General features: G+C 73.9%; 20 protein-coding genes. 6 read left to right on the top strand and 14 right to left on the bottom strand.

The annotated features are described in order from the left end of the window. Positions 1–141 precede the first annotated feature (141 nt). Positions 142–603 (bottom strand): MaoC family dehydratase, encoded by a 462-nt coding sequence (locus tag ACEZDE_RS16540; protein WP_380537142.1) that lies wholly within the window; start codon positions 601–603, stop codon positions 142–144. Between the two features lie 44 nt (positions 604–647). Then, positions 648–1259, bottom strand: coding sequence for a TetR/AcrR family transcriptional regulator (locus ACEZDE_RS16535; protein ID WP_380537026.1), 612 nt, complete (start codon positions 1257–1259; stop codon positions 648–650). Between the two features lie 149 nt (positions 1260–1408). Between ACEZDE_RS16535 and ACEZDE_RS16530 the strand changes: the two genes are divergently transcribed. The 3 genes from ACEZDE_RS16530 to ACEZDE_RS16520 are packed head-to-tail and all read left to right on the top strand — an operon-like array spanning position 1409 to position 4300. Further along, positions 1409–2398: an NADPH:quinone oxidoreductase family protein gene (locus ACEZDE_RS16530; RefSeq protein ID WP_380537025.1), complete on the top strand. Its 990-nt coding sequence runs from the start codon at positions 1409–1411 to the stop codon at positions 2396–2398. A 38-nt stretch (positions 2399–2436) separates the two neighbouring features. Continuing rightward, the gene (locus ACEZDE_RS16525) at positions 2437–3228 is read left to right on the top strand and encodes an SDR family oxidoreductase (protein ID WP_380537024.1); all 792 of its coding nucleotides are present in this window, start codon (positions 2437–2439) and stop codon (positions 3226–3228) included. A gap of 10 nt (positions 3229–3238) precedes the next feature. Beyond that, the gene (locus ACEZDE_RS16520; RefSeq protein WP_380537023.1) at positions 3239–4300 is read left to right on the top strand and encodes an RNA polymerase subunit sigma-70; all 1062 of its coding nucleotides are present in this window, start codon (positions 3239–3241) and stop codon (positions 4298–4300) included. Positions 4301–4371: 71 nt separating this feature from the next. On the opposite strand, the gene ACEZDE_RS16515 is transcribed toward ACEZDE_RS16520, so the two are convergent. Further along, positions 4372–4779 carry an SgcJ/EcaC family oxidoreductase gene (locus ACEZDE_RS16515; protein WP_380537022.1) on the bottom strand — a complete coding sequence of 136 codons (408 nt, stop codon included), beginning with the start codon at positions 4777–4779 and terminating at the stop codon, positions 4372–4374. A gap of 237 nt (positions 4780–5016) precedes the next feature. On the opposite strand from ACEZDE_RS16515, the gene ACEZDE_RS16510 reads away from it, so the two are divergent. Next, the gene (locus ACEZDE_RS16510; RefSeq protein ID WP_380537021.1) at positions 5017–6216 is read left to right on the top strand and encodes a hypothetical protein; all 1200 of its coding nucleotides are present in this window, start codon (positions 5017–5019) and stop codon (positions 6214–6216) included. A 157-nt stretch (positions 6217–6373) separates the two neighbouring features. Continuing rightward, positions 6374–7744: a hydrolase gene (locus tag ACEZDE_RS16505; RefSeq protein WP_380537020.1), complete on the top strand. Its 1371-nt coding sequence runs from the start codon at positions 6374–6376 to the stop codon at positions 7742–7744. 69 nt (positions 7745–7813) lie between these two features. Here ACEZDE_RS16505 and ACEZDE_RS16500 read toward each other — a convergent pair whose 3' ends face one another. The 3 genes from ACEZDE_RS16500 to ACEZDE_RS16490 all read right to left on the bottom strand — a co-directional run bounded on the left by ACEZDE_RS16500 (position 7814) and on the right by ACEZDE_RS16490 (position 11487). Beyond that, the gene (locus ACEZDE_RS16500; RefSeq protein WP_380537019.1) at positions 7814–9961 is read right to left on the bottom strand and encodes an ATP-binding protein; all 2148 of its coding nucleotides are present in this window, start codon (positions 9959–9961) and stop codon (positions 7814–7816) included. Beyond that, on the bottom strand, positions 9958–10671 hold the full coding sequence (locus ACEZDE_RS16495) for a DUF4255 domain-containing protein (protein WP_380537018.1): 714 nt from the start codon (positions 10669–10671) through the stop codon (positions 9958–9960). The genes ACEZDE_RS16500 and ACEZDE_RS16495 overlap by 4 nt, the downstream gene beginning before the upstream one ends. Before the next feature lie 153 nt (positions 10672–10824). Next, positions 10825–11487, bottom strand: coding sequence for a helix-turn-helix transcriptional regulator (locus tag ACEZDE_RS16490; protein WP_380537141.1), 663 nt, complete (start codon positions 11485–11487; stop codon positions 10825–10827). 130 nt (positions 11488–11617) lie between these two features. On the opposite strand from ACEZDE_RS16490, the gene ACEZDE_RS16485 reads away from it, so the two are divergent. Continuing rightward, the gene (locus tag ACEZDE_RS16485) at positions 11618–14431 is read left to right on the top strand and encodes a helix-turn-helix transcriptional regulator (protein ID WP_380537017.1); all 2814 of its coding nucleotides are present in this window, start codon (positions 11618–11620) and stop codon (positions 14429–14431) included. A gap of 24 nt (positions 14432–14455) precedes the next feature. Here ACEZDE_RS16485 and ACEZDE_RS16480 read toward each other — a convergent pair whose 3' ends face one another. The 8 genes from ACEZDE_RS16480 to ACEZDE_RS16445 form a co-directional block, all read right to left on the bottom strand. Further along, positions 14456–15895 (bottom strand): NADase-type glycan-binding domain-containing protein, encoded by a 1440-nt coding sequence (locus ACEZDE_RS16480; protein ID WP_380537016.1) that lies wholly within the window; start codon positions 15893–15895, stop codon positions 14456–14458. Beyond that, positions 15876–16448, bottom strand: coding sequence for a phage tail protein (locus ACEZDE_RS16475; protein WP_380537015.1), 573 nt, complete (start codon positions 16446–16448; stop codon positions 15876–15878). The genes ACEZDE_RS16480 and ACEZDE_RS16475 overlap by 20 nt, the downstream gene beginning before the upstream one ends. Further along, positions 16445–18403 carry a putative baseplate assembly protein gene (locus ACEZDE_RS16470; RefSeq protein ID WP_380537014.1) on the bottom strand — a complete coding sequence of 653 codons (1959 nt, stop codon included), beginning with the start codon at positions 18401–18403 and terminating at the stop codon, positions 16445–16447. The genes ACEZDE_RS16475 and ACEZDE_RS16470 overlap by 4 nt, the downstream gene beginning before the upstream one ends. Further along, a complete protein-coding gene (locus tag ACEZDE_RS16465) occupies positions 18403–18840 on the bottom strand; it encodes a GPW/gp25 family protein (RefSeq protein WP_380537013.1) in 438 nt (145 codons plus the stop codon). Before ACEZDE_RS16465 ends, ACEZDE_RS16470 begins: the two co-directional genes overlap by 1 nt. Continuing rightward, positions 18840–20720: a VgrG-related protein gene (locus tag ACEZDE_RS16460; protein WP_380537012.1), complete on the bottom strand. Its 1881-nt coding sequence runs from the start codon at positions 20718–20720 to the stop codon at positions 18840–18842. The genes ACEZDE_RS16465 and ACEZDE_RS16460 overlap by 1 nt, the downstream gene beginning before the upstream one ends. Next, positions 20720–21439, bottom strand: coding sequence for a CIS tube protein (locus ACEZDE_RS16455; RefSeq protein WP_380537011.1), 720 nt, complete (start codon positions 21437–21439; stop codon positions 20720–20722). Before ACEZDE_RS16455 ends, ACEZDE_RS16460 begins: the two co-directional genes overlap by 1 nt. After that, the gene (locus ACEZDE_RS16450; RefSeq protein ID WP_380537010.1) at positions 21440–21877 is read right to left on the bottom strand and encodes a phage tail protein; all 438 of its coding nucleotides are present in this window, start codon (positions 21875–21877) and stop codon (positions 21440–21442) included. A gap of 80 nt (positions 21878–21957) precedes the next feature. Continuing rightward, on the bottom strand, positions 21958–22563 hold the full coding sequence (locus ACEZDE_RS16445; RefSeq protein WP_380537009.1) for a hypothetical protein: 606 nt from the start codon (positions 22561–22563) through the stop codon (positions 21958–21960). Positions 22564–22683: the final 120 nt, after the last annotated feature.

Genomic DNA, 22683 nt, shown 5'->3' with positions numbered 1-22683 from the left:
TCTATCGCGGTCTCCGGCCCGACGTCGTCACCCGCCCGCCCGCCACGCCGATGTACAACCGAGCCTCCCCGCCCCCGCCCGCTCCGACCACCCGGCGCACCCGTCCAGGTGACGCCGCGGACCCGGTCCTCTGGCCGACCGTCAGGTGTAGAGGCGGACGACCGTCTCGGCGACACAGGCGGGCTTGGCGCCGCCTTCGACCTCGACGGTGATCTGGGTGGTGATCTGCAGGCCGCCGGGGACCTCATCGGCCGAGGCGACGGCCACCGTGGCGCGGACCCGCGAGCCGACCGGGACCGGGGCCGGGAAGCGGACCCGGTTGAGGCCGTAGTTGACGCCCATCCGCACGCCCTCGGTCCGGTAGACGTCCGCCACCAGGGCCGGGATCAGCGAGAGCGTCAGATAGCCGTGAGCGATGGTGGTGCCGAAGGGGCCGGCCGCGGCACGCTCCGGGTCCACGTGGATCCACTGGTGGTCACCGGTCGCCTCGGCGAACAAGTCGATCCGCTTCTGGTCGACGGTGACCCAGTCGCCGGTGCCGATCACGGTGCCGGTCGCGGCGGCCAGCTCGGCCGGGGAGGAGAAGGTCCTGCTGGGCACGATGGGCCCCTTTCTGCCTGAGGGTTCGGAATTCGGGGCGCGGGCCGTCAGCCGGCCGCGCCGAGCATACGCAGCACCAGGTCGGCGTACTGCCGTCCCAGCGCCCGGGGCGAGGTGCGCATCCGCTCGTCGTACCAGCGCACGACGTCCACGCCGAGCGAGAGCACGGCCCTGGCCGCCGCCTTGGTGTTGGGGACCTGGAAGACCCCGGCCGCCACGCCCTCGGCGACCAGGTCCTGCACGATCTGCTCGGTCTCCCGGCGCATACCGCGCATCACCCGCCGCTCCTTGTCGGGCAGCGCGTGGTCCTCGTACTCGACGATCCGGGCCACCGTGTGGTGCACCGCGTGCCAGGCGGTGAACTCCTCGACCAGGCGCCGCATCCGCTCGACCGGGCCGCCGCCCAGGGCGAGGACCCGTTCGATCATCGCGCGCGACAGCTCCTGGCCGCTGCGGGTGATCGCAAAGAGAAGTTCGATCTTCGAGGGGAAGTAGACGTACAGCGCGGCCGAGCTCATCCCGGCCGCCGCGGCGATGTCCCGGGTCGTGGTGGCGTGGTAGCCGCGCTCGGCGAAGCACTGCAGTCCGGCGAGCATCAGCCGACGCGCGGCCTCCGGCTGGACGTCGAGCCAGAGATCGTTCGGGACGGTGATCGTCATGGCTCACATCCTTCCATCAGCACGGCATACTAAGCGGTTGGTAAGTAGCTGTCCAGGTCTTGACCTGGCTTCTACCTGCTCCTATGGTCGCCATGCCGCAGCGGCCCAGCTTGGATCCATACAAGAATCGACGCAGCGAAGGAGCCCCGATGAAGGCCTGGCGACTGTACGAGACCGGCGAGCCGAAGAACGTGCTGCGGCTGGAGGAGACGGCCGAGCCCTCCCCCGCGCCGGGCCAGGTGCTGGTCCGGGTGCGCGCGGCGGCGGTGAACTTCCCGGACGCGATGATGTGCCGGGGCGAGTACCAGATCAAGCCGCCGCTCCCGTTCACTCCGGGCGTCGAGCTGTGCGGCGAGGTGGTGGCCCTCGGCGAGGGCGTGTCCACCCCCGCTGTCGGCGCGCGGGTGATCGGGTCGCCGGTGCTGCCGCAGGGCGCGTTCGCGGAGTTCGCGCTGATGGACGCCGTCCGCACCTTCCCCGCACCGGAGGCACTGGACGACGCCGAGGCCTCCGGCCTCTTCATCGGCTACCAGACCGGCTGGTTCGGCCTGCACCGCCGAGCCGCGCTGCGGTCCGGCGAGACGCTGCTGGTGCACGCCGCCGCGGGCGGCGTCGGCAGCGCGGCGGTCCAACTCGGCAAGGCGGCCGGGGCCCGGGTGATCGGCGTGGTCGGCGGCGCCGCAAAGGCGGAGGCCGCACGGCAGTTGGGCGCGGACATCGTGGTCGACCGGCACAGCGAGGACTTCGTCCAGGTGGTCAAGGAGGCGACCGGCGGACGCGGCGCCGACGTGGTGTACGACCCGGTCGGCGGCGCCGCCTACGCCGGATCGACCAAGTGCATCGCTTTCGAGGGGCGAATCGTGGTGGTCGGCTTCGCCAGCGGCAGCATCCCCACGCCGGGGCTGAACCACGCACTCGTCAAGAACTACTCGGTGCTGGGCCTGCACTGGGGCCTGTACGACCGCTACGACCGGGACGCGGTGCTCCGGGCCCACCGGGAGTTGACCGAACTGGCCACCGACGGGCTGATCAAGCCGCTGATCAGCGAGCGGGTCCCGCTGGCCGAGGCGGCCGACGCGGTCCAGCGGGTGGCGGACGGCAGCACGGTCGGCCGGATAGCCGTCCTCCCGACCCAGTGACCTGACCTGACCTGACCACTCATCAGAAAGGCTCTCCCATGGAATCGTTCGACCTCTCCGGCCAGGGTGTGGTGATCACCGGCGCGGGCGGCGGCATCGGCGCGGCACTGGCCCGACGCTTCGCCGCGGAAGGCGCCCGAGTGGTCGTCAACGACCTGGACGGCGACGCCGTACACGCGGTGGCGGCCGAGATCGGCGGCACCGCGGTGGTCGGCGACGCGGCCGGACCGGCCGGGGTCGACCACCTGGTCACCGAGGCCCGGCGGGTGCTCGGCGGCATCGACCTCTACTGCGCCAACGCCGGGATCGCCGCGAGCGGCACGCCCGAAGCCGCTGCCGAGGGCGACTGGGCCCGCTCCTGGGAGGTGAATGTGATGGCGCACGTCCGCGCCGCGCAGGCGCTGCTCCCGGACTGGCTGGAACGCGGGCGCGGCCGGTTCCTGCCGACCGTCTCCGCCGCCGGGCTGCTGACCGCGCTCGGCTCGGCCCCGTACTCAGCCACCAAGCACGCCGCGCTCGGCTACGCCGAGTGGCTCTCCGCGACCTACCGGCACCGGGGCGTCACCGTGCAGGCCCTCTGCCCGCAGGGGGTCCGCACCAGGATGTTGCAGGACAGCGGCGCGGTCGGCGGCCTGCTGCTGGCCGGCGACGCGATCGAGCCGGAGGCCGTCGCGGACGCGGTGCTGGAGGCCTTCGACGACGGCCGGTTCCTGATCCTCCCGCACCCCGAGGCGGCGGACTACTACGTCGCCCGAGCCACCTCCCCCGACCGCTGGCTGCGCGGGATGAACAAGCTGCAACGCCGGGTCGAGGACCTCGGCGCGGGCTGAGGCGGCTACCGTGAAGGCCGGGCCTGGCAACGCGGGCAGGCCAAGGCGGGCAGGGCAGCACGGGCAGGCCAACGCGGGCAGGGCAGCACGGAAGGGCGGCAGCGCGGGGATGACGTCGACCGCGGACTTCGAGGGCTCGCTGCGGCGGTACCGGCCGGAGCTGCTGGCGCACTGCTACCGGATGCTCGGCTCGGTCCACGACGCCGAGGAGCTCGTCCAGGAGACGTACCTCCGGGCCTGGCGCGCGCGGGACCGCTATGACCCGGCACGTGCCTCCCTGCGCACCTGGCTGTACCGGATCGCCACCAACGCCTGTCTGACCGCGCTGGACGGGCTGGCCCGCCGCCCCATGCCCTCGGGGCTGGTCACCGCGAGCGAGCCGCTGAGCCCGCTGGTCCACGGCGGGGAGGCGACCTGGCTGCAACCGCTCCCGGACAGCCTGCTCAGCCCGGGGGACCCGGCTGCCGCGGCGATCGACCGGGGCAGCCTGCGGCTGGCCTTCGTCGCGGCGCTGCAACTGCTTTCCCCGAGGGAGCGCGCCGTACTGATCCTGCGCGACGTGCTCGACTACCCGGCGGCGGACGCGGCGGACGTCCTGGAGACCTCGGTCGCGTCCGTGAACAGCTCGCTGCAACGGGCCCGCGCCCGGGTCCGGGCCGCGGGGGTGCCGCAGGAGCAGGTCGCCGAGCCGTCCGACGCGGAGCAGCGGTCCTGGGTGGACCGCTATACGGCGGCCTTCGTCCGGGCGGACATCCCGGGGCTGCTGCACCTGGTGACCGAGGACGTGCTCATGGAGATGCCGCCCATGGTCAACTGGTTCACCGGTCGGGAGAACTACGCGAGCTTCATGGGCTGGGTGTTCGACAAGGCCGGCACCGACTGGCGGCTGCTGCCGGTGCGGGCCAACGGGCAGGTCGGCTTCGCCGCCTACCGGCGCGGCGACGGCGGCGGGTTCGAGCTGCACACCCTGCAGGTGTTCACGGTCACGAGCGGCGGCATCAGCCGCGTCTCGGTCTTCCAGGACGCCGACGTGTTCGCCGCCTTCGCCTTGGCGCAGAAGCTCAACGGCTGATCCGCCCGCCCGACAGGCGCGGACGGGCGGACGGGCAGACCAGCAGACAGACCGGCAAAACTGACCGAGGATCAGCCAGCAGTCCCGGCCGGGCTGTTGTGGTAGCCGGCCACCAGCCAGGCACCGTCCCGCTTCTCCAGCACCCAGGTCGCGTAGGCGATCCGCTCGGCGGGGGCCTCGGACTCGCCGGGGAAGAGGACGCCGGTCTCGCTCACCACGATCGCACCGTCGCGGCCCAGGAACCGGATCCCCAGCTGCCGGTTGGTCGTCGTGCTGCCCTTCAGGTAGGAGGCGAACCCGGCCGCCATGCTCTGCCGGATCTCCTCACGGGACGCGCGGTAGGAGCCGGGCAGGATCGCCGTGGCCTCCTCGGTGTAGTCGGCGACGAAGGCATCGGCGTCGTACCGGTCCCACGCCTGGTAGACGCCGTCAAGGACGGCCGTGATCGCGGCCGTGTCGTTCGCGCGGTTGTCGGACATCGTTCTTCTCTCCTGCCATCGGATCGGACCGGGCCCGGAGGGGCCCGTGAGTACATACCGGCGCCCCTCGCGGAACTCATCGCACGGACTTCAAGATCTTCTCTCCGGCGCCCCCACGCCCCCGCAGGGCCCGTGCCCCGTAAGGGCAGTCCGCCTTGCTCGTCCGGTCCTTGCCCGGTGCGGGTTCTGCCCGGGAGTCCCTTCCGGCGTTCCCGCGGCCTCGGGTAGAAAGCCGGTATGCGCGCCGAAGAACGCACCCCCTCGTCCGCCCACGGGAACACGGGCAGGGCCGGGCGCCCCTCCTCCCCGCCGTCCGCCGCCGCGCTGCCACCCCTGCTGGCGCTGCAACAGGCGGCCGGGAACGCGGCGGTGACGCGAGCGATCCAGCGTTCGCGGCACGAGCACGGCCACAGCCAAGCCGTGCAGCGCATGGAGAGCCCGCCGCGGGGCCGCCGCGGCAGTGGGGAGTACGAGGCAGACGCCTCGGCCTCCGAATCGGAGCACGGCCGGGACACCGACAGCTCTCCGGAGCGGAGGCAGCTCCATGAGCGGATCGACCAGGAGCTGGCCGGCGGCCCGGACCTGGTCGAACTGACCGAACGGCTGGCGGCGGCTCCCCCGGCGTTCGGCCGGATCCGGCGGATACGGCAACCGGACTCCGAGTCAGAGTCCCGGTCCGAGCACGAGTCCGAGTCACCGGAGCGGGAGAAGGCGGGGCCGGCCGAGGAAGCAGCGGCGGCCCCGGCCGAGGAGCGGCTTCCGGAACTGCCGGAGAACCGGCTGCTGGTACCGCTGCGCGACCTGCTCACCCAGGAGCTGCGCCAGGGCGGGCTCAAGAAGAAGCTGAAGGTCACACTCATGGTGGACGGGGGCGACCACGACCCCAGGACCGGCAACGTGGGCCACGCCTGGATCGAGGTCACCGGATCGCGGGGGCAGCAGGTCTCCTTCGGCTTCTACCCGACGGAAGACGTCCAGGCGTTCGGCGATGTGCGCGGCGGCGTCATGTGCCCCGACCGCTACGGCCATTCCACCCACCACGAGTCGAAGACCGTCTCCCTGCGGCAGATCGTCAACGGCTACCAGGTCACCCATGACCGGGCCCAGGCCGCCTACAACCTCACCCAGCACAACTGCACGACCTTCGCGGGCGAGGTGTGGAAGGCCATGACCGGCAAGGAGATCCCCCGGAACTGGCTCACCGCGTACGGGCTGCTCGGCGCGTTCGTGGCGACCCCGCACGGCGCCGCCGAGGGCATCACCAGCCAGCAGGAGGCCCGGTTGGAGGGCAGGCGTGACCGCATGCGCTCCCTCGCGGGCGGCCCCGCCGGCGCGCTCATCCCCGGCGGCGGCGACGCGGACGAGAGGGCCGACCGGATGGCCCGCGCGAACCTCTCCCAGAGCAGTCCGTCCGAGTCCTCCGAGGAGCTGGACTGACGCGGCGTCGGGCCGCGTACGCGACCGGCGGAGCGGCCGGAAGGGAATCGAGGGCACGGCTCGCTGTGCCTGCGGGCAGTGCGGTCCGCCTGTGCGGGACGCCGAGTGTGTCCCCAGGCCTCTGACCGGACGCCGACTCCGCGGATAGCGTCGTGGGGTGAGCCTTTGGACTTCCCTTGAGCCGGCGTCGACCACCGTGGATGCGGGCGGTACCGCCACCGTCCGACTGCGGCTGCGCAACACCGCGGACGTGGTGGACGAGTACCGATTCGTGCCCGTCGGCGAGATCGCGCCCTATGTCACCGTCGAGCCGCCGAGCCTCCGGCTCTACCCGGGGACCACCGGAACCGTCCACCTCACCTTCGCGCCACCGCGCACCCCCGACGCCACGGCCGGACCGAACCCCTACGCGGTTCAGATCATCCCGACCGAGTACCCCGAGTCGACGGTGGTCCCCGAGGGCAACCTCACCATCACGCCGTTCACCGAGATGCGCGCCGAGCTCGTCCCGCACACCGTCAAGGGCCGGTTCCGAGGACGCCCCAGACTCGCCATCGACAACTTCGGCAACACCGCGCTCACCGTCTCGGTCACCGGCAACGACAACGGTGACCAGCTCTCCTACGACCTCCACCCGGCCAACGTCCGGATCGAACCCGGCCGCGCCGCCTTCGTCCAGGCCAGTCTGAGGCCCCGTCGGCTCATCTGGTTCGGCCACAAGCAGCAGCGGCCCTACCGTCTCGCGGTACGCCGCTCCGGCAGCGCACCGCTCGACGTCGAGGGCAGCTACATCCAACGCGGGTTCCTGCCCCGCTGGCTCGCCACCCTGCTCACCCTGCTCTGCACCCTCGCCCTCGCCTTCGTCGCCCTCTGGTTCACCGCGGCGGCCCCGGTCACCAGCCAGGCCACGGCGGAGGTCCAACAACCCGTCGCCACCGCCCTTCCCACCCCGGCCGCCCCGCCCACCCCGGCGGCGACGGTGACGCCGTCCGCCCCGCCGTCCCCGACCCAGACCGCGGGCGGAGGCGGCGGGGCGACGACCAAGCCCAGTGCGAAGCCGAAGATCCCGGACACCGCGGCGAACGCGGTCAAGCGAGCTGCCGCGATCACCCCGGGCCGCCACATCTGCTACCGGGCCTATGTGGCGGACCTGGGCTGGCAGCACACGGTGTGCGACGGCGGGGTGGCGGGCACGGAGAACCAGAGCCGCGCCATCGAGGCCCTCAACATCGCCGTGTCCGGTATCGACGGCGGCGACGCGGCCACCGCCTGGCTGTCGACCGAGAAGTACCTGCCCGCCTGGAAGGCCGCGCCCGCGGAGACCGACATCACCGTCGGCACCCCCGGTTCGGCGATCCGCTTGGAGCAGGTCGTGGTGAGCACGGCCGTGGGCGTCGTCTGCGGCAACGGCTACATCCTGGGCCAGCACTGGCAGACCCAGACCTGCGACGACCCCGGCGGTCCCCGCAGCTGGATCACCCTCGGGAAGCAGGGGATCCAGCTCGAAGCCGTCCAGTTCACGGTGTGAGCGAGGGCTGGGGCGCCTGGCCCGGCGTCCTGGTCACCAGCCGCCCCGGCCCGGCACCGGCCGCCGTGGTCACCAGCCGCCGTCGTCCAGCACCAGCCGTCCGGCCTTGCGGTACTCGCGTTGGGCGCCGGCCAGCAGGTCCGCTGTGGTGACGCCGCCGCCCCGGCCGGCGACCGCGTAGGCGGCGGTGACGACGGCACTGCGGATGGAGCCCCCGGCCAGTTCGAAGTCCCGTGCGCACGGCCCCGGGTCGAGGTCGGGCGCGCAGGGCACCGAGGCCAGGCTGTGCCGCCACAGCGCCAACCGCTGGGCGGCGTCCGGGAACGGGAAGTCCACCACCAGGTCGAGCCGCCGGGTGAAGGCGTCGTCGATGTTGGCCCGCAGATTGGTCGTCAGCAGGGCGATGCCGTCGAAGGACTCCAACCGTTGCAGCAGGTAGGCGCTCTCCAGGTTGGCGTAGCGGTCGTGTGCGTCCTTGACCTCCGAGCGCCTGCCGAAGACGGCGTCGGCCTCGTCGAACAGCAGGACGGCGTCGGTGCGGTCGGCCTCGGTGAAGATCCGCTCCAGGTTCTTCTCGGTCTCGCCGACGTACTTGTCGACGATGGAGGAGAGCTGGACGACGTAGAGGTCGAGGCCGAGTTCGGCGGCGACCACCTCGGCGGACAGCGTCTTGCCGGTGCCGGACTCACCCGCGAACAGCGCCAGCACGCCCCGGCCCCGGCCGCCGCCCGCGCTCAACCGCCAGTCGCCCAGCACCTGGTCGCGGTGCCGGGCCCGCAGCGCCAGCTCGCGCAGCTGGGCCAGCGGCCCGTCCGGCAGCACGAGATCGTCCCAGCTCACGGCGGGCCTGATCCGGCGGGCGTGCTGTTCCAGCCCGGACGCGGACTGCTGACGGGCGGCCAGCCGCAGGTGCGCCCCGGAGAGCGGGCTGCCCTCGAACGCCGCCAACTCCCGCGCGGCCAGGACCGCGCGCCGGATGCGCTCGCCGCCCAGCCGGTAGGGCGCCACCACCGGCGCCAGGTCGAACCCGATCTCCCCGACCGCCCCGACCCCGGCCGCTCCGACCCCGGCCGACTCGACCGACCCGACCTCCCCGATCGCGGCCGACCAGGTGTCGAGATCGCCCGAGCGCTGCCGGGGCGCGTCCAGCACGAGCGGGTCGCGGCGACCGTCGCACCAGTCCGGGTCGTACGGGTGGGAGCCGACCAGCAGCACGGGCACGTCGGCCGCCGCGAGCGCCCGCACCAGCCGCCCCGGACGCTCCGGCAGTGGGGACACCACCAGGGCGCAGCCGCGCAGCCGCGCCTCGCGGAGCAGTTCCGGGACCAGTTCGTGGTCGTGGCCGGTCTCGTGGTCCGGCTCGTGGTCGCCACGGCCGGTGTCGCCGGAGTGCGCGGGTCGGGCGGCGGACCCGGTCGGCCCGGGGGTGAACCGCAACGCCTCAAGACCAGCCGCGCCCAGGGCGGCCACGGCGCAGGCGAGCCCGTCGCCCTCCCGGAGTTGGCGCAGGTAGACAGTGAGCGGACCGGCCGACAGGCGCTTGGCCAGCCGCTGCGTCAGCGCGTCGAACGGCAGTCGGTCGTCCGCCGCCGGCAGCGGCCGGGCGAATCCGTCGAGTGCGGGGTCCTGCGTGTCGTCGCCGAGCAGATGGGCGGCGACCCGTTCCGGGACCCGCAACGAACGGCTGAGGAAGGGCCGTTCGGGCTCCTCCAGCCGGAGCAGGCCCAGCGCGAGCAGCGGCGCGGACGGGTGCAGCCGGGCCCGTCCGGCGGCGGAGTGGGCGGGCAGGCCGCAGAGCTCCAGGGCGAGGCCGGTGGTCGCCCGGCGGCGGCTGACGTCGTCGTTGAGGTAGCCGTAGAGCGGCTCGAAGCTGCGGTCGAGGTCCGGGGCGAGCGCAAGCAGCAGCAGTTCACTGTCCAGCGCGGTCAGGCCGAGCCGGACGGCGAGCCGGTGCAGCGGGTCGCCGCCACTCGGGCCGGGGTCGTCGGCGTACCCGGCAACCTCGCGGTCGGGGGGAGCGTCGCCGTACCCGGCAACCTCGCGGTCGGCGGTGTCGGCCGCGGGCCGCAGCAGGTGTCGGACCGCCTCTTCGGTCAGGTACAGGCCGCGCAGCGGGTCCTCGGCCGTGGGATCGTCGGCGCTGCGCAGTTCGACCGACCGCGCCACCCGGGCGCGCAGCCGGGACAGCCGGTCGAGCAGCGGATCGGACGCGTTCACTCGGGCCCCGCCACCGGCCCCGCAGCGGACCCCGCCGACCCCGCCGCTCCTGCCGACCCCGCCGCTCCTGCCGCTCCCGCCCCGGTGACCGCACCGGCCGGGCGCCGCGGGCGGTGCCGCTCGGGCGAACCGTCCAGCGTGCCGTCCGTCGCGCGGACCCGTACCGCGAACTCCTCGACCGGGGGCCCGGCGTCGTACTCCGGGAAGGACGGGATCGGCACGGTGACCACGACGTCGATGGACGGCTTGAGTTCACCGCCGAGCGCCGACCAGACATCGGCGCTGGAGCGGCCCTCCACCGTCCCGGCGACCGCGAGCGGCACGGTGAGGCCGAGCGCGGCCAGCGACCCGGTCAGCTGCTCCGGCAGCAGCAGTTCGTGCGGCACCAGCGTGGCGAGCACCGCGGCGAGCATCCGGTGCTCGTCCTGGGGCCGCTTGGTCCAGGCGGTGACCAGGTACGAGAGCCGGAACCAGCGTGGCGGCCGACGCAGCCGCAGCACCGCTCCGCGCTCGTCCCTGACCGGCGTCGCCCCGCTCTCCCGCCGCTTGACGTCCTCGCGGATGTCGTACAGGTAGGCGTCGATGGTGGGCGAGTTGCGCCGGGCGGCCCAGTCGCGGGTCGGCGCCTCGAACGCGATCTCGACCCCGGTCCCGGCCAGCGCACCGCCGGTCAGCAGGCCCTTGAGAACCTCGTCCACCTCGTGGATCACCGCCGTGCCCCCCGCCGTCGCCGGACCCGCCGCTCGGCGCGGCACACCCGTGGGAAAGCCTGCCCGTCGGGCGGCCGACCCGGCCAGGTGCGCCGGGGACGCCGCCGGGGCAGCCCCGGTTGCCCCGGGGGCCCTCGGTACGGGTCCGAACCGTCAGATGTAGCCTTCCCGAAGGGCATAGGCCACGGCGTGTGCCCGGTTGCGGAGCTGCAGCCGCGTGGTGAGGCCGTGCATCACGTTCTTGACGGTGCGTTCGGAGTACGAGAGCTTGCTGGCGATTTCCCCGGTATCCATTCCCTCGGCGACCAGCCGGAGCACATCGACCTCACGCGGCGCCAGGCCGTGCACAGGTGCGTCGGACGCACCGGCGGCGCCGCGCTGCACCGCACCCCGCTGCATGGTCCCGACCTGGGTGATCAGCCGCCCCAGCAGGTCCGCCGGGAGGTCCCCCTCGCCCCGGGAGACCGCCACCACCGCCTGCTGGAGCCGGTGCCCGGTGGCCTCGCGCCGCCAGACGATGGCGCCGACCCCGCACTCGATCACCTGGAGCAGGTCCGCCTCCCGGATGGTGCTCGCAACCAGCACGGCGCGGGTGGCGTCATTTCTGATCAACCGGCGCAATGACGTCAACGTGGGCTCGTCGAGCGCGTCGGCCACCAGGATCGCCACCGCACCCGCCCGACCGCCCGCATCCTCGACCAGCTCGATCGACGACTGATGACGCAACTGGCTCCTCACCCCGGCGAGCGAGACCGGGTCCGGCGCGTGCACCGCGACCGGTATGGCCTTCACCGCTGCCGTCACTCCACAAGACATACGGACGACCGCACCCCCAGAACCGTTTGTCGTGGCCATGGTGACCACGCCCAGTCCCACTCTCCTGTGATCGGCCCGCCGTTCGCAATCGTGGGCGACCACGAGACCGACCACGAGATCGGAGGATCCGATGACGCCGACCGGTACGCCGAGCACCCGCCACGATGACGGTCCGCTCCGCGAGCGCCGGGACGTCCTGGCGCTGGTGGCCGCCGAGGCCCGGCGGGCCAGGACCGGATCGGGGCGGATGACGGTACTGAGAGGCGCCACCGGGATCGGGCGCAGCGCCCTGCTGGAGGCCGTGGCGGCCGACGGCGCGGCGCACGGGATGCGGGTGCTGCGGGCCCGCTGTTCGGCCGAGGATAGCGGCACCGGCTTCGCCACCGCAGCCCAACTGCTGGGCCGTTGTGCCGAAGCGGGGGACGCCGACCGGAACGGCCTGGACCGGTACTGGCGGCTGCTGCGCTCGGCCGCGGCCGAGTCACCGCTGCTGCTGGCCGTCGACGACGTCCACCTCGCCGACCACCTCTCGCGGCGCTGGCTCACCGAGGCGGCCCGGCGGCTGGACGAATTAGCGGTACTGATCGTGGTCACCGAGCGCAGCCAGTACGACATCACGCCGCCCGCGCCGGGGCTCGCCCACGCCCTCTCGCCCACCCTGGTCCGGGTCCACACGCTGGCCCCGCTGAGCCGCCCGGCCGCCGAGTCCGTGCTGCGCGACCGCTTCGGCCCGCACGTCCCGGACGCCTGGGTGGACGGGTGCGTCCGGGCCTGCGCGGGCAATCCGCTGCTGCTGCGGGCCCTGCTGGACGACCTGGGCTCCCCCACCCGGGCCGGGCACGCCGCGGCGGCGTTCCCGGACAGCTGCGCCGACCTCTACCCGGGCGCCTTCCCGGCCGCGGTCGCCTGGTGGCTGGAGAGCGCCGGGACCGCGACCGCCGCGGTCGCCCGCGCCCTCGCCCAACTGGCGGACCAGGAGGACGGCGTCGAGCTGCTCGCCGGGGTGGCCGGGGCCGACCCGGCCAGGGTGTCGGGCTGGATCACCGCGATGCAGCGGCTCGGGCTGCTCCGGCCCGGGGGCCCGCACGACGACCCCGGCACCGACCCCGGACCCGGACCTGAACCCGGCCCCGGCCGGGTCCGCTTCGCGCACCCGCTGCTCCGGGACGCCGTGCTGGACGGCTGGCCCCGCCCGCAGCGGCAGGCGGCGCACCAGCGGGCCGCCGCGTTCCGGCACCGCCGAGGGGACACCGCCGAGGCGGTGGCCGGGCACCTGCTGCAAACGCCCCTGGTCGGAACGGAATGGGCGGTGGACGCCCTGCGGGACGCGGCGGCCACCGCGGTCAGGGACGGCCGGGCCGGTGACGCCGTCGACCACCTGCGCCGCGCGCTGGACGAGCCGATGGCCCGCGACCGCAGGGCCGAAGTCCTCACCGAACTCGGAGCGTTGGAGTTCACCGCGCTGCGGAGCGCCGGGATACCCCGGCTGACCGAGGCGCTGCGGCTGCGCGAGCAGCCCCGGGAGCGGGTGCAGGCCGCGGTCGCGCTCAGTTCCGCGCTGGCCCAGCGCGGCGAGACGCACGCCGCGTTCGACCTGCTCCAGAGCCTGGGCCTGGACGGCGAGCTGGCCGACGAACCGCTGCTGACCCGCACCGTCCGGATGGCGTCCGCGCTGCTCTCCGACCACGACCCGGAGGTCCGGCGGACGGTCTACGCCGGGCTGCTCGACACCGCCGCGCGAGCCCCCGCGCTGCTCGGCCCGGCCGAGCAGTCGCTGCTGGTCAGGTATGAGGTGACGGTCGGCCTGCTGACGGCCGATCAGGCGATGCGGCGGATCCGGGCGCTGCTGGCCGCCCCGGAGGACCCGGTGCTGACCCCGTACCTGATCGGCACGGCCGCCGCCGTCGCCCAGTGGGCCGACGCGCTCGACGACGCCGACCGGCTGGTCGGGCTCGGCCTGGCCGGGCAGCGGCTCTCGCCGCTGCATCCGATGCACCGGGCGCTGCTCAACGTCCAGTTGGACACCGAGGTGGCGCGCGGCCGGTTCACCCCGGTCCTGGCGGACGCCGAGGGCGACGGCGTCCCGGCGGACCGGGCCGCGGCCGACGGCCCCAGCAACCTCCGGGCGCACAGCCTGCTCGCGCTGGTCGAATCCGGCCGGCTCGCCGACGCCGAGCGGCTCGCCGGGCAGGTCGACGTCCAGGACGCGCACGACAGTTGGGAGTTGAACAGGTTCCTGTACGCCAGGGGCGTGCTGCGCGCCGCCTCGGGCGACCTCAAGGGGGCCCTCGACGACTTCCTGGACTGCGGTCGGCGGCAGACCGTCCGGCAGGTGCTGAGCCCGGTGGTCACCCCGTGGCGCTCGGCGGCCGCCGAGTGCCTGCTGGCGCTCGGGTTCCCGCAGCGCGCCCTGCCGCTGGCCGAGGAGGAGCACCGGCTCGCCGCCGCCTGGAACACCCCCCGTGTGCTCGGCCGCGCCCTGCGCGTGCTGGGCGGGGCGAGCGGCGGACGGCGCGGGGACGAGCTGACCGCGCAGGCCGTCGAGATCCTCCGCGGCACCCCGCACCACCGCGAGCTGGTCGCCGCGCTGATCTCCCGGGGACGGCAGCTCACCGCCGCCGGGCAGCGCACAGAGGCCAGGACCCTGCTCCGCGAGGCCGCGGCCACGGCCGAACGGCTGGGCGCGGTACGGCTGCTGGCCCGCGCCGAACAGGCGCTCGGCGAGGGCGGCGCCCGGCCCAGGACCGCCCGCGGCACCGGCGTCGGCGCGCTGACCGACAGCGAACGCCGGATCGCCCGGCTGGCCGCCGCGGGCCGCACCAACGCCGAGATCGCCGAGCTGCACCACCTCGCCCGGCGCACCGTCGAGACCCATCTGACCAGCACCTACCGCAAACTGGGGATACGCCGCCGGAGCGAGCTCCCGACCGCGCTCGACCCCTGACCCGGCCGTCGCATGACCCGGCCGCTACGAGCCGCCGCCGCTGGACGGCCCGAAGAACTCGATCTCGGCGACGGCCACCTGCTTGTCGGCCGAGGCCCCGTAGGCCGACTGCAGGACGAAGCGGACCGAGCTGACGCCACTGAACCGGAGCGCGCGGCTCTGCCCGCCGCCGGCCTGGTCCAGCGTGAGCAGGCGGTTCCGGGTCCGCCCGTCCGCCGTGGTGACCACGGCCTCGATGGTGTGCGGGAGGGCGGACTTGGCCAGATCGCCCGGCAGGGTCGACTCGCCCGAGGTGATCACGACGTCGAGCAGGTCGACCGGCTGGCTGAAGTCGGCCTCGATCCACTCGCCGGTGGCGGACTGGTTCAGGCCGGGCCCCCACCAGGTGTTGTTGAACTTGTCGAAGGCGAGCCCGGGGCCGTGGCCGGCGAAGGACCGGGACGCCCGGTAGGAGTCCGGCGAGACCGGGGCCCGCTTGCTGAAGTGGTCGCGCACCGACTGCACCGCGGGACCGATCTGGAACGCGGCGGTCACCAGCAGTGCGAGCGCCACGGCGGCGGCCAGCCAGCCCAGGACCCGGCTCAGCCCCCGGCGCAGCCTGGGCCGCTCCCCGGCCCACGGCACCCGCCGGACACCGAGGCCGGGCAGCCTGCGCCACCACGGCAGCCGGACCGGATCCTCCGGACGACCGGCCATGGGCATGGCGCAGCGGCGGCAGAAGTGGCGGTCCGGCCGGTTGCCGGTGCCGCACCACGGGCAGCGGGCGCCGTCCTCGTCGCCCTGCTCCTGGGGGCCGTGGACCCGTGGCCGCGAGCTGACCGGACGGCCCGGCAGCACGGGGGCGACGGACGGCGTCGCTGCTTGCTCCGGGTCGGTGACCGGAACCAGCAGCGCCCTGGCCCGCTCCTCGGCCCGCTCCTCGGCGGAGGGCCCCCACGCGCCTCCCCCGAAGGGTTCCCACGGCGCGGCGGGAGGGGCTTCAGCGGGCGGCACGGCAGGCGCGGCAGGCGCGGCGGCAGGCGGCGACGGCATGACGCCGGGGTATGGCGGTGCAGCGGCAACGGGCGGCGGCGGCAAGGTGGTTGGGGTCGGCGGCACGGCGGAAGGCGGCGGCACCGCGGGGGTCGGCACGGTGGCAGCGGCGTCCGGGTCGACGAAGCCGGTGGCGGGATCGATGACGGCGATGCCGTGCACCGGCGTGTCGTCGTCGGCATCGTGCCCCGCGCCCGCACCGCGGTCCGCACCCGCACCCGCGTCGTGGCCTGCGCCCGCACCCGCGCCGTGGCCCGAACCCGCGCCGTAGGCGTTGTCCGCGCCGTAGGCGTCCCCCGTGCTCGGGGTCCAGCCGAGCACCGCGCCGCAGCCGTCACAGAAGGACTGCCCGGGGCTCGGCTGCGTGCCGCACTCGGCGCACGCGGGCGCCTTGTTCCGTCCCCGGCCCGCGTCAGCGGTCTGGCTGGTCACCTGTCATGGTCCTCTCGGCTGCGGTCACCTGGACCGTGTACGGCATGTGGGCGGGTCGGGCGGCGGCCACCAGGGTCTCCAGCCGGTGCCGGTCCTGGGGGGTCGGGTCGGGCAGCGCCAGCGTCACCCGCAGGCGCGGACGGCGCTCGCCGGGGACCGGGCCGAGCGGCCGGGCGTCCCAGGCCGCGCCGCCGCTCTCGGTGATCTCCGGCTCCACGCCGAACGCGAGACGCACCGCCTCGGCCAGGCCGCGGCGGGTGCCGCGGATGCGGTGCAGGTGCGCGGCGGCGGCGACAGCCGCCCGCAGCAGCGCCTCGTCCTCCGTGCCGTCGGTCTCCGCACCGACCCAGTCGCTGAGCCAGCGGACGAAGTCCACCGGGGCCAACGCGGGGGTGAAGTAGGAGTCGAGGCAGTCGAGGACGTGGTGCAGCGGGGCGAGCACCTCGTCCAGCCCGGCGACGAAGCGCTGCGCCAGGTCGTCGTCGGCGAAGACGGCGGGCAGCATCAGGCCCAGCGGTGCGGAGGTGCCCAGGCCGTCGACGGACCCCCTCATGACGGGTCGCCGATGACCCGGACCCGGTGGTCGAAGGAGAAGACCAGGGCCGGGGCCCGGAGGTCGATCCGGTCGGTCGGGTCGCCGCGCTTGCCGGTGAGCGGGTCGGCCGGGTGCAGCAGCACCTGGTCGACCAGCTCGACCCCGGGCACCCGTTGCAGCACCGCGAAGATCTCACCGGACTGCACCGGTCGGCCGAAGGGCCAGCCGGTGCCGTGGCTGCCCCCGGTCAACGGGTCGAGGTGCCGGTAGAGGGCGTCGTGCGCCTGCCGCCTGACCCGGTCGGCGTCGGCGCCGCGGAAGGCGTGCACGGTCGCGACGACGGTGACGCCCTGGTAGTACGGCGGGCCGACGGCCAGCCGGGTGCCGATCAGCCTGCGGTCGTCGAGGTAGCGGGTGATCCGCCCCAACAGCGCGTCGCCGGGGACCAGTTGCTCGAAGCGCAGCCGCCCGCCCGGGTCCGGCACCGCCTGCGGGACGACCAGGACCCTCACCGCGTGGGCGCCGTGCTCGTCCGGGTCGCCTTCGAGGCAGGTGATCCGGGCGGTCTCGGGCGCGGCCCGGCGGGCCAGCTCCTCGTAGTCGCGCAGGGTCACCGCGCGGTCCTGGGCCCGCAGGGTGATCGGGGCGCGGTCCTTCGCCTCGGCGACGGTCTCGCCGTCCACCCCGCCGGTGGCGGCCTCGCGGTTGACCACGTCGGCCACGTAGGGGACGGAGTTGCGCAGCACCTGGATGGCGCCCCGCGCGACGTTCCCGGCCCTGCCCCCGCCGGTGCGGTAGCGGCGGGCGCGGAGGGCCGCGCCCTTGGCCGGCACCGCGCCGTACTGGCGCAGGCTACCGTCGGGTTCGCGGACCGCGGGGCCGAAGGCCAGTTCGCCGGTGGCCGCGTCGAGGGTGAAGTGGCGGTCGCCGGGGCCGGAGGCGGCGAAGTGCGGGATCGCGTCCCAGTCGGTCCAGCCGTCGTCCTCGGCCACCTGGAGCCGCAGCGGCGGTGTGTCGCCGACGACCGGGAACCGGGCCAGCCGCAGCCGCTGTCCTGGCAGCCCGGTGGACTCCCCCAGCGCCTCGTCCCGCACCGTCTCGGCGTGGACCGCGCCGGTGGTGCCGCCGATGGTGAACGCCTCGGCCGAGCGCACGGTCGGCGAGGTGGTGTAGAAGGGCTGGTCCGGCAGCGGCTCGGTGACCCGGCAGCGCAGCCAGCCGGCCTCGCGCCGCCCGGTCCGGGACAGCACGTGGCCGCCGGGGACGTGCAGCACGACCTCGCCCGGACGGTTCAGCCCGCCGGTGCCGTCCCGGTCGACCTCGCACAGGGTCCAGCCGTCCTCGGTCCAGGCCTCCCAGACCAGCGGCGGCTGCCGGGGATCGACGCCGACGCCGTCCACCCGGCTGTCGAGGGTGAGCGCCACCGCGCAGTGCGGGACGGCGGCGGTGAGCCCGAACAGCAGGCAGTCCCCGGGCCGCGGCGACTCGGCGAAGCAGTGCAGGTCCTTGCCCTCGGCCAGGTCCGAGGTCCGGTCCACCGCCGCCTGCCCGCTCAGCTGCGCCACGAGGTACGCCAACCCGCTCGGCACCACCGTGAGTTCGCGCTCGGTGGCGAAGACCACCGCCTCCTCGCTCTCGGTCCGCGAGGTGGCGACCTCGGTGCCGACCGGCAGCCGGACGGCGTCGCCCAGCGGCGCGGACAGCCAGAAGGTGACCTCGGCGCGCGCGGCGGAGGGCGGGAACAGGGTGATCCCGATCAGGTCAAGGAAGGCGAGGTGGTTCTTCTCGGGCACCCGGTTGAGCCGGTACACGATCTGGTCGGCCATGTGCGCGACCGTCTCGACCAGGGTGACCCCGGGGTCCGACACGTTGTGGTCGGTCCACTCCGGGGCACGCTGCTGGATGTAGCGCTTGGCGTCGTCGACGAACTGCTGGAAGCGGCGGTCGTCGAGGTTGGGAGAGGGCAGTGCCATCAGCGGTCGCTTTCGGTGGCCGGTCCCGGATCCGGGGACGGCTCGTCGTGGGAGGGGATGACGTAGAACGGGAAGACCAGGCTGCGCGGGTTGTTGGTGCCCCGGATCGAGTAGCGGACGTCGATGAACAGCACGCCCGGCTCCTCCCCGGCGGCCACCTCGACGTCCTCGACCTCGATCCGCGGTTCCCAGCGGTCCAGGCAGCCGCGGACCTCGTGCTGGATCCGGCCCGCGGTGGCCTCGTTGACCGGGGCGAAGACCAGGTCGTGGATGGCGCAGCCGAATTCAGGCCGCATCGGCCGCTCGCCCGGCGCGGTGGCCAGCACCAGCTGCATGGCCTCCTCGATCTCGCGCTCGCCGCTGACCATGGCGATGCCGCCGGTGGGGCTGATCCGCATCGGGAACGCCCATCCGGTGCCGACGAACTGCTCGGGCATCAGGGGACCACCATGACCTGCGCCCCGTCGAGGGTCGCCTCTCCCAGCATCTTGATGATGCCGGCCAGTTGGATGTTGACGCCCTTGACGTCCAGGTTCGCGACCGAGGAGAGCTCCAGGTCGACGTCACCGGTCAGGCTCGCGTTCAGCGCGTTCATACTGAGCACCGCCCCGGCCTTGACGGTGATGATCTCCCCCTCGATCGACAGGTCGCCGCCGCTGCTCAGGGCGAGCTTCTCGCCCGCCTTCAGCGAGATGTCCGCCGCCTCCACCGACACCTTGCTGGTGCCCCTGATGGTCACTGCGCCCTTGCTGTCGACGGTGATCTCGGTCCGGGAGCGGTCCAGGTTCACGGTCAGCCGGTTGTCGCCGGTGCTGAGCCGCACCCCCTGCCTGCCTCCGGTGCGCTGGTCCAGCAGGTCCAGCCGGTTGCCGCTGCGGTCCGCGAGGGTCCGCCGGACCGTCCGGCCGCTGGTGCCGTCGTAGGGCTGGACGTCGACGTCGCCCGGCTTGTCCTTGCCGTTGTAGAGGCCGCCGATGACGAACGGGTGGTCCAGGGCGCCCCGGTCGAACGTCACCAGCACCTCGTCGTCCACGTCCGGGCCGATCAGGCCGCCGCCGTTCACCCCGCCGAACTGCGCGGTCCGGGTCCAGTCGCTGACGTAGCTGTCGTCCAGCCAGGGGAACCGCAGCTTGACCCGGCCCTGCTTGAGCGGGTCCTTGATGTCGGTGACCAGGGCGTTGGCGACGCTCGGCAGCCGGGGCACGCCCCCGACGCCGCCCGAGGCGAGCCCGAACAGGGAGCGCCACTGACGTCCGCTGACGGTCAGTGAGGTCTCGTAGCCGCCACCGCCGAGGCCGAAGCTGTGCCGGGCGCCGGTCACCGTGTACTTCCCCTCGAAGGGTTCGCCCACCCCGGCCAGCGAGACCGGGACGCCGGGCCGCAGCTTGGGGTTTCCGGCGGCGGTCACCTCCACCTCGGCGAAGGCTGCGGTGACGTCGTCGGCGAGGGCGGCGGCGGCGTTCTTCACCTCGCCCTGCTTGTCGTAGGGGGTGTCGGTCTCGACCAGCGTGGCCGTCCCGAAGGCGGCGACCGCCGCGGCGGGGGCGACGCCGATCGCGATGCCCGGGTTGGCGGACATGGGCGACTGGCCGACCAGGGTCTTCTTGGTCGTCACGTCCCAGCCCCGGGCCCGGACCTCGGCCACCTGGTCGGCGGAAGTGACGGCGGCCCGGCAGCGCCGGATGTCCTCGCGGGCCAGCACCTGCGGGCTGCTGTCGGTCATCGAACTCGCCGCGGGCGCACCGGACGCGGGGTCGCGCCTGACGAACTGGAAGGTGCCCCGGGCGCTCAGCGACATCACCATCTCGTTCTCGTCGGCGAGGCGGCGCAGGAAGTCCCAGTCGGTGACATTGGCCTGGGTGATGAACTCGTAGACCGTCGTGGTCCGGTGGATGCTGCCGATCGGGACCTTGTCCTTGCCCGCCAGCTGGCGGGCGATGTCGGAGGCGGTCATGTTCCGGTACGCCGCCACCCGGCGCTGCCTCAGCATCCGGTGGCCGAGGTCGTAGCCGCGCACGACGGTGAAGCTGCCGGTGCCGTCGTAGTCGCTCTCCAGGCCGGTGACCTCCCCGGTGAGCAGCGGGAACTGCGCGCCCTGGCCGGCCGCGACCGGGGCCAGCACCACCTTGGTGCCGAACCTGATGCCGACCTTGCCGAGCACCAGCCGGTCCGGGTCCCGGAAGTCGAGCTGGAACGAGCCGGGCACGCCGGCGCCGTAGTCGACCCAGCCCGACACCAGCAGCGGGGCGATCTCGTCCGGCAGCTTCCGGCCGTCGAAGGTGGCGTAGAAGACGTTGGAGTAGCTGATCTGACCCATCAGGCGCCGACCTCTTCAGCGGCGGGGAGCATGAGTTCGGTGCCGGGGTGCAGCTGCGCCGGGTCGTCGATGCCGTTGGCCTCGGCGATGGTCCGCCACGCGGTGGCGTCCCCGTACTCGCGCCAGGCGAGGAACGGCAGCGAGTCGCCCGCGACCACCCGGTGCACCCGCTTGGCGGTGAGCGCGCCGGAGGTGGGGTTCTGACCGGCGGTCTTGCTCGGGATCTCGTTCAGCTGCACCCGGCAGAGCGCGCGGGTGGGCAGGCCGGTGGAGCTGATCTGCACCTGCTGCACCTCCACCGAGCTGACGTAGGCGGTGAAGCCGACCGTGGTGTTGCCGCCCCAGTCGAAGACCACCCACGGGGGCGAGGGCTGCTTCGCGGTGATGCTGGCGGCGGTCGTCTCGCAGCAGGAGAGCAGGAGTTCGACGTTCTTGAGCACGTCGCGGCTGTCCGGGGTCGCGGAGCGGTCCAGGAGCAGGTCCACCGTCATGTCGCGGGGCACCGGCCCCATGAACTCCGGGACCGCGCCGGACCGCACCGCGGCGCTCGGGGTGGTCTTCCACTCGGCGCGCCGGCTCAGCGTCAACTGGGAGGGGTTGTAGTCGAAGTGGAGGGTCTCGATGAGCGAACCCGGCGTGGTGCCGTAGCCGATCGGCGGTTCGTGGATCGCCAGCGAGGCCCGCGTCAGGCTCTTCCCGGCACTGGTGCTGCCCGACATCTACGCAGCCCCCCAGTCGGTGAAGCCGTGGTGGGTGAGCACCAGGGTCTCCAGCGCCACGGCCGGGGTGGCCGGGTTGAACGACGGCCCGTTCCAGCTCACCGGGAGCACTTCGATCAGCCCCCACCGGGCGACCACCGAACCGTCCGCCCGCTTCGCGGCGATCTGCGCGGTGGGGCGGGTGATGCCGGTGGTGATGGAGGTGATCCAGATCCCGACCTTCCCGGTCTCGGGGGTGAGCGGGCGGGTCAGCGTGATGTTGGAGAAGGTCACCCGGGACGGCAGCTGCCACACGAAGCCGTTGTTGCCCCCCTCCTGGTGCTGGTAGATCTCCACCGAGGCGGCGAGCCCTTCACAGGTGTTGAAGCGGCCCAGGTCCTGGCTGTCGATCGTCAGGTCGAAGAAGATGGTGGAGCCGGGGTCCAGTTCCTGTGGCATCGGTCACGGCCTTCCTGCGGACGGTTCGGGGCGGTGCGGGGTGCTGCTTGTTCGTCAGCTCGGTGGTGGTGGAGGGGTGTTCAGCGGCGGGGGTCACGCAGCCTGCCGATCCGCTCGCGGTCGAGCCGCAGCTCGGTGCGGAGCATCCTGGTCAGCGGCCCGATCAGCTTGTGGGTCAGCTCGTCGACCTGCGCGTCCTTCAGCTTCCGGGGATCGAAGAGGGAGGTGACGGAGGCGGAGTCGCCGGGCCCCCGCCCGCCCCCCTGCCCGGAGGCGTGGTGCGAGGCCTGCCCCGGCACCTGCCCTGAGGCGTGGCCGGAACCGTGCCCGACGGCATGGCCTGACGCATGCCCGGACGGGTGCCCAGCGACGTGCCCGGACGACGGGCCGTACTGGCTGTGTTGGCTGTGTTGGCTGTACGGCGGCGGCGGATCGTACTGGCCTCCGCCACCGTTCCCGCCGCTCCCGCCGGTTCCACCACCGCCCGTTCCACCCCCGCCGGCGCCCCCGCCGCCGCTGCGGTACGGGTACGCCACGACAGGCGCCAGCTGCGGCTCCGCCCGGCGGACCGGGGAGACCAGCCCACTGATCAGGTCCGGCACGGCCGGAGTGGCGGGAATCCGCTGCACCGGCAGCACCATCGGCGGCGCGGGCGCCACCGCCGTCAGCGGCACCGGCGCCGGCACGTCGCGCCCGTACCCGCGCGGTGCCCCCGGCGACGGCACGGAGCCGCCGACAGCCGACACCGACGACACCGACGACACCGACCGCTGCACGGGGAGGACACCCGTCACACTGCTGGGCCG

Origin of the sequence: Streptacidiphilus cavernicola (assembly GCF_042510955.1) — a bacterium.
GTDB classification, from domain to species: domain Bacteria; phylum Actinomycetota; class Actinomycetes; order Streptomycetales; family Streptomycetaceae; genus Streptacidiphilus; species Streptacidiphilus cavernicola.
The sequence above is the reverse complement of the archived record's forward strand: the minus strand, read 5'-3'. Positions and strand labels throughout refer to the sequence as shown.

Excerpts from the sequence above, each read along its gene's own strand:
- ACEZDE_RS16490 (WP_380537141.1), bottom strand. The coding sequence starts at position 11,487 with ATGTCTTGTGGAGTGACGGCAGCGGTGAAGGCCATACCGGTCGCGGTG.
- ACEZDE_RS16475 (WP_380537015.1), bottom strand. The coding sequence starts at position 16,448 with ATGAGGGGGTCCGTCGACGGCCTGGGCACCTCCGCACCGCTGGGCCTG.
- ACEZDE_RS16470 (WP_380537014.1), bottom strand. The coding sequence starts at position 18,403 with ATGGCACTGCCCTCTCCCAACCTCGACGACCGCCGCTTCCAGCAGTTC.
- ACEZDE_RS16530 (WP_380537025.1), top strand. The coding sequence starts at position 1,409 with ATGAAGGCCTGGCGACTGTACGAGACCGGCGAGCCGAAGAACGTGCTG.
- ACEZDE_RS16450 (WP_380537010.1), bottom strand. The coding sequence starts at position 21,877 with ATGCCACAGGAACTGGACCCCGGCTCCACCATCTTCTTCGACCTGACG.
- ACEZDE_RS16455 (WP_380537011.1), bottom strand. The coding sequence starts at position 21,439 with ATGTCGGGCAGCACCAGTGCCGGGAAGAGCCTGACGCGGGCCTCGCTG.
- ACEZDE_RS16525 (WP_380537024.1), top strand. The coding sequence starts at position 2,437 with ATGGAATCGTTCGACCTCTCCGGCCAGGGTGTGGTGATCACCGGCGCG.
- ACEZDE_RS16485 (WP_380537017.1), top strand. The coding sequence starts at position 11,618 with ATGACGCCGACCGGTACGCCGAGCACCCGCCACGATGACGGTCCGCTC.
- ACEZDE_RS16465 (WP_380537013.1), bottom strand. The coding sequence starts at position 18,840 with ATGCCCGAGCAGTTCGTCGGCACCGGATGGGCGTTCCCGATGCGGATC.
- ACEZDE_RS16515 (WP_380537022.1), bottom strand. The coding sequence starts at position 4,779 with ATGTCCGACAACCGCGCGAACGACACGGCCGCGATCACGGCCGTCCTT.
- ACEZDE_RS16510 (WP_380537021.1), top strand. The coding sequence starts at position 5,017 with ATGCGCGCCGAAGAACGCACCCCCTCGTCCGCCCACGGGAACACGGGC.
- ACEZDE_RS16535 (WP_380537026.1), bottom strand. The coding sequence starts at position 1,259 with ATGACGATCACCGTCCCGAACGATCTCTGGCTCGACGTCCAGCCGGAG.
- ACEZDE_RS16460 (WP_380537012.1), bottom strand. The coding sequence starts at position 20,720 with ATGGGTCAGATCAGCTACTCCAACGTCTTCTACGCCACCTTCGACGGC.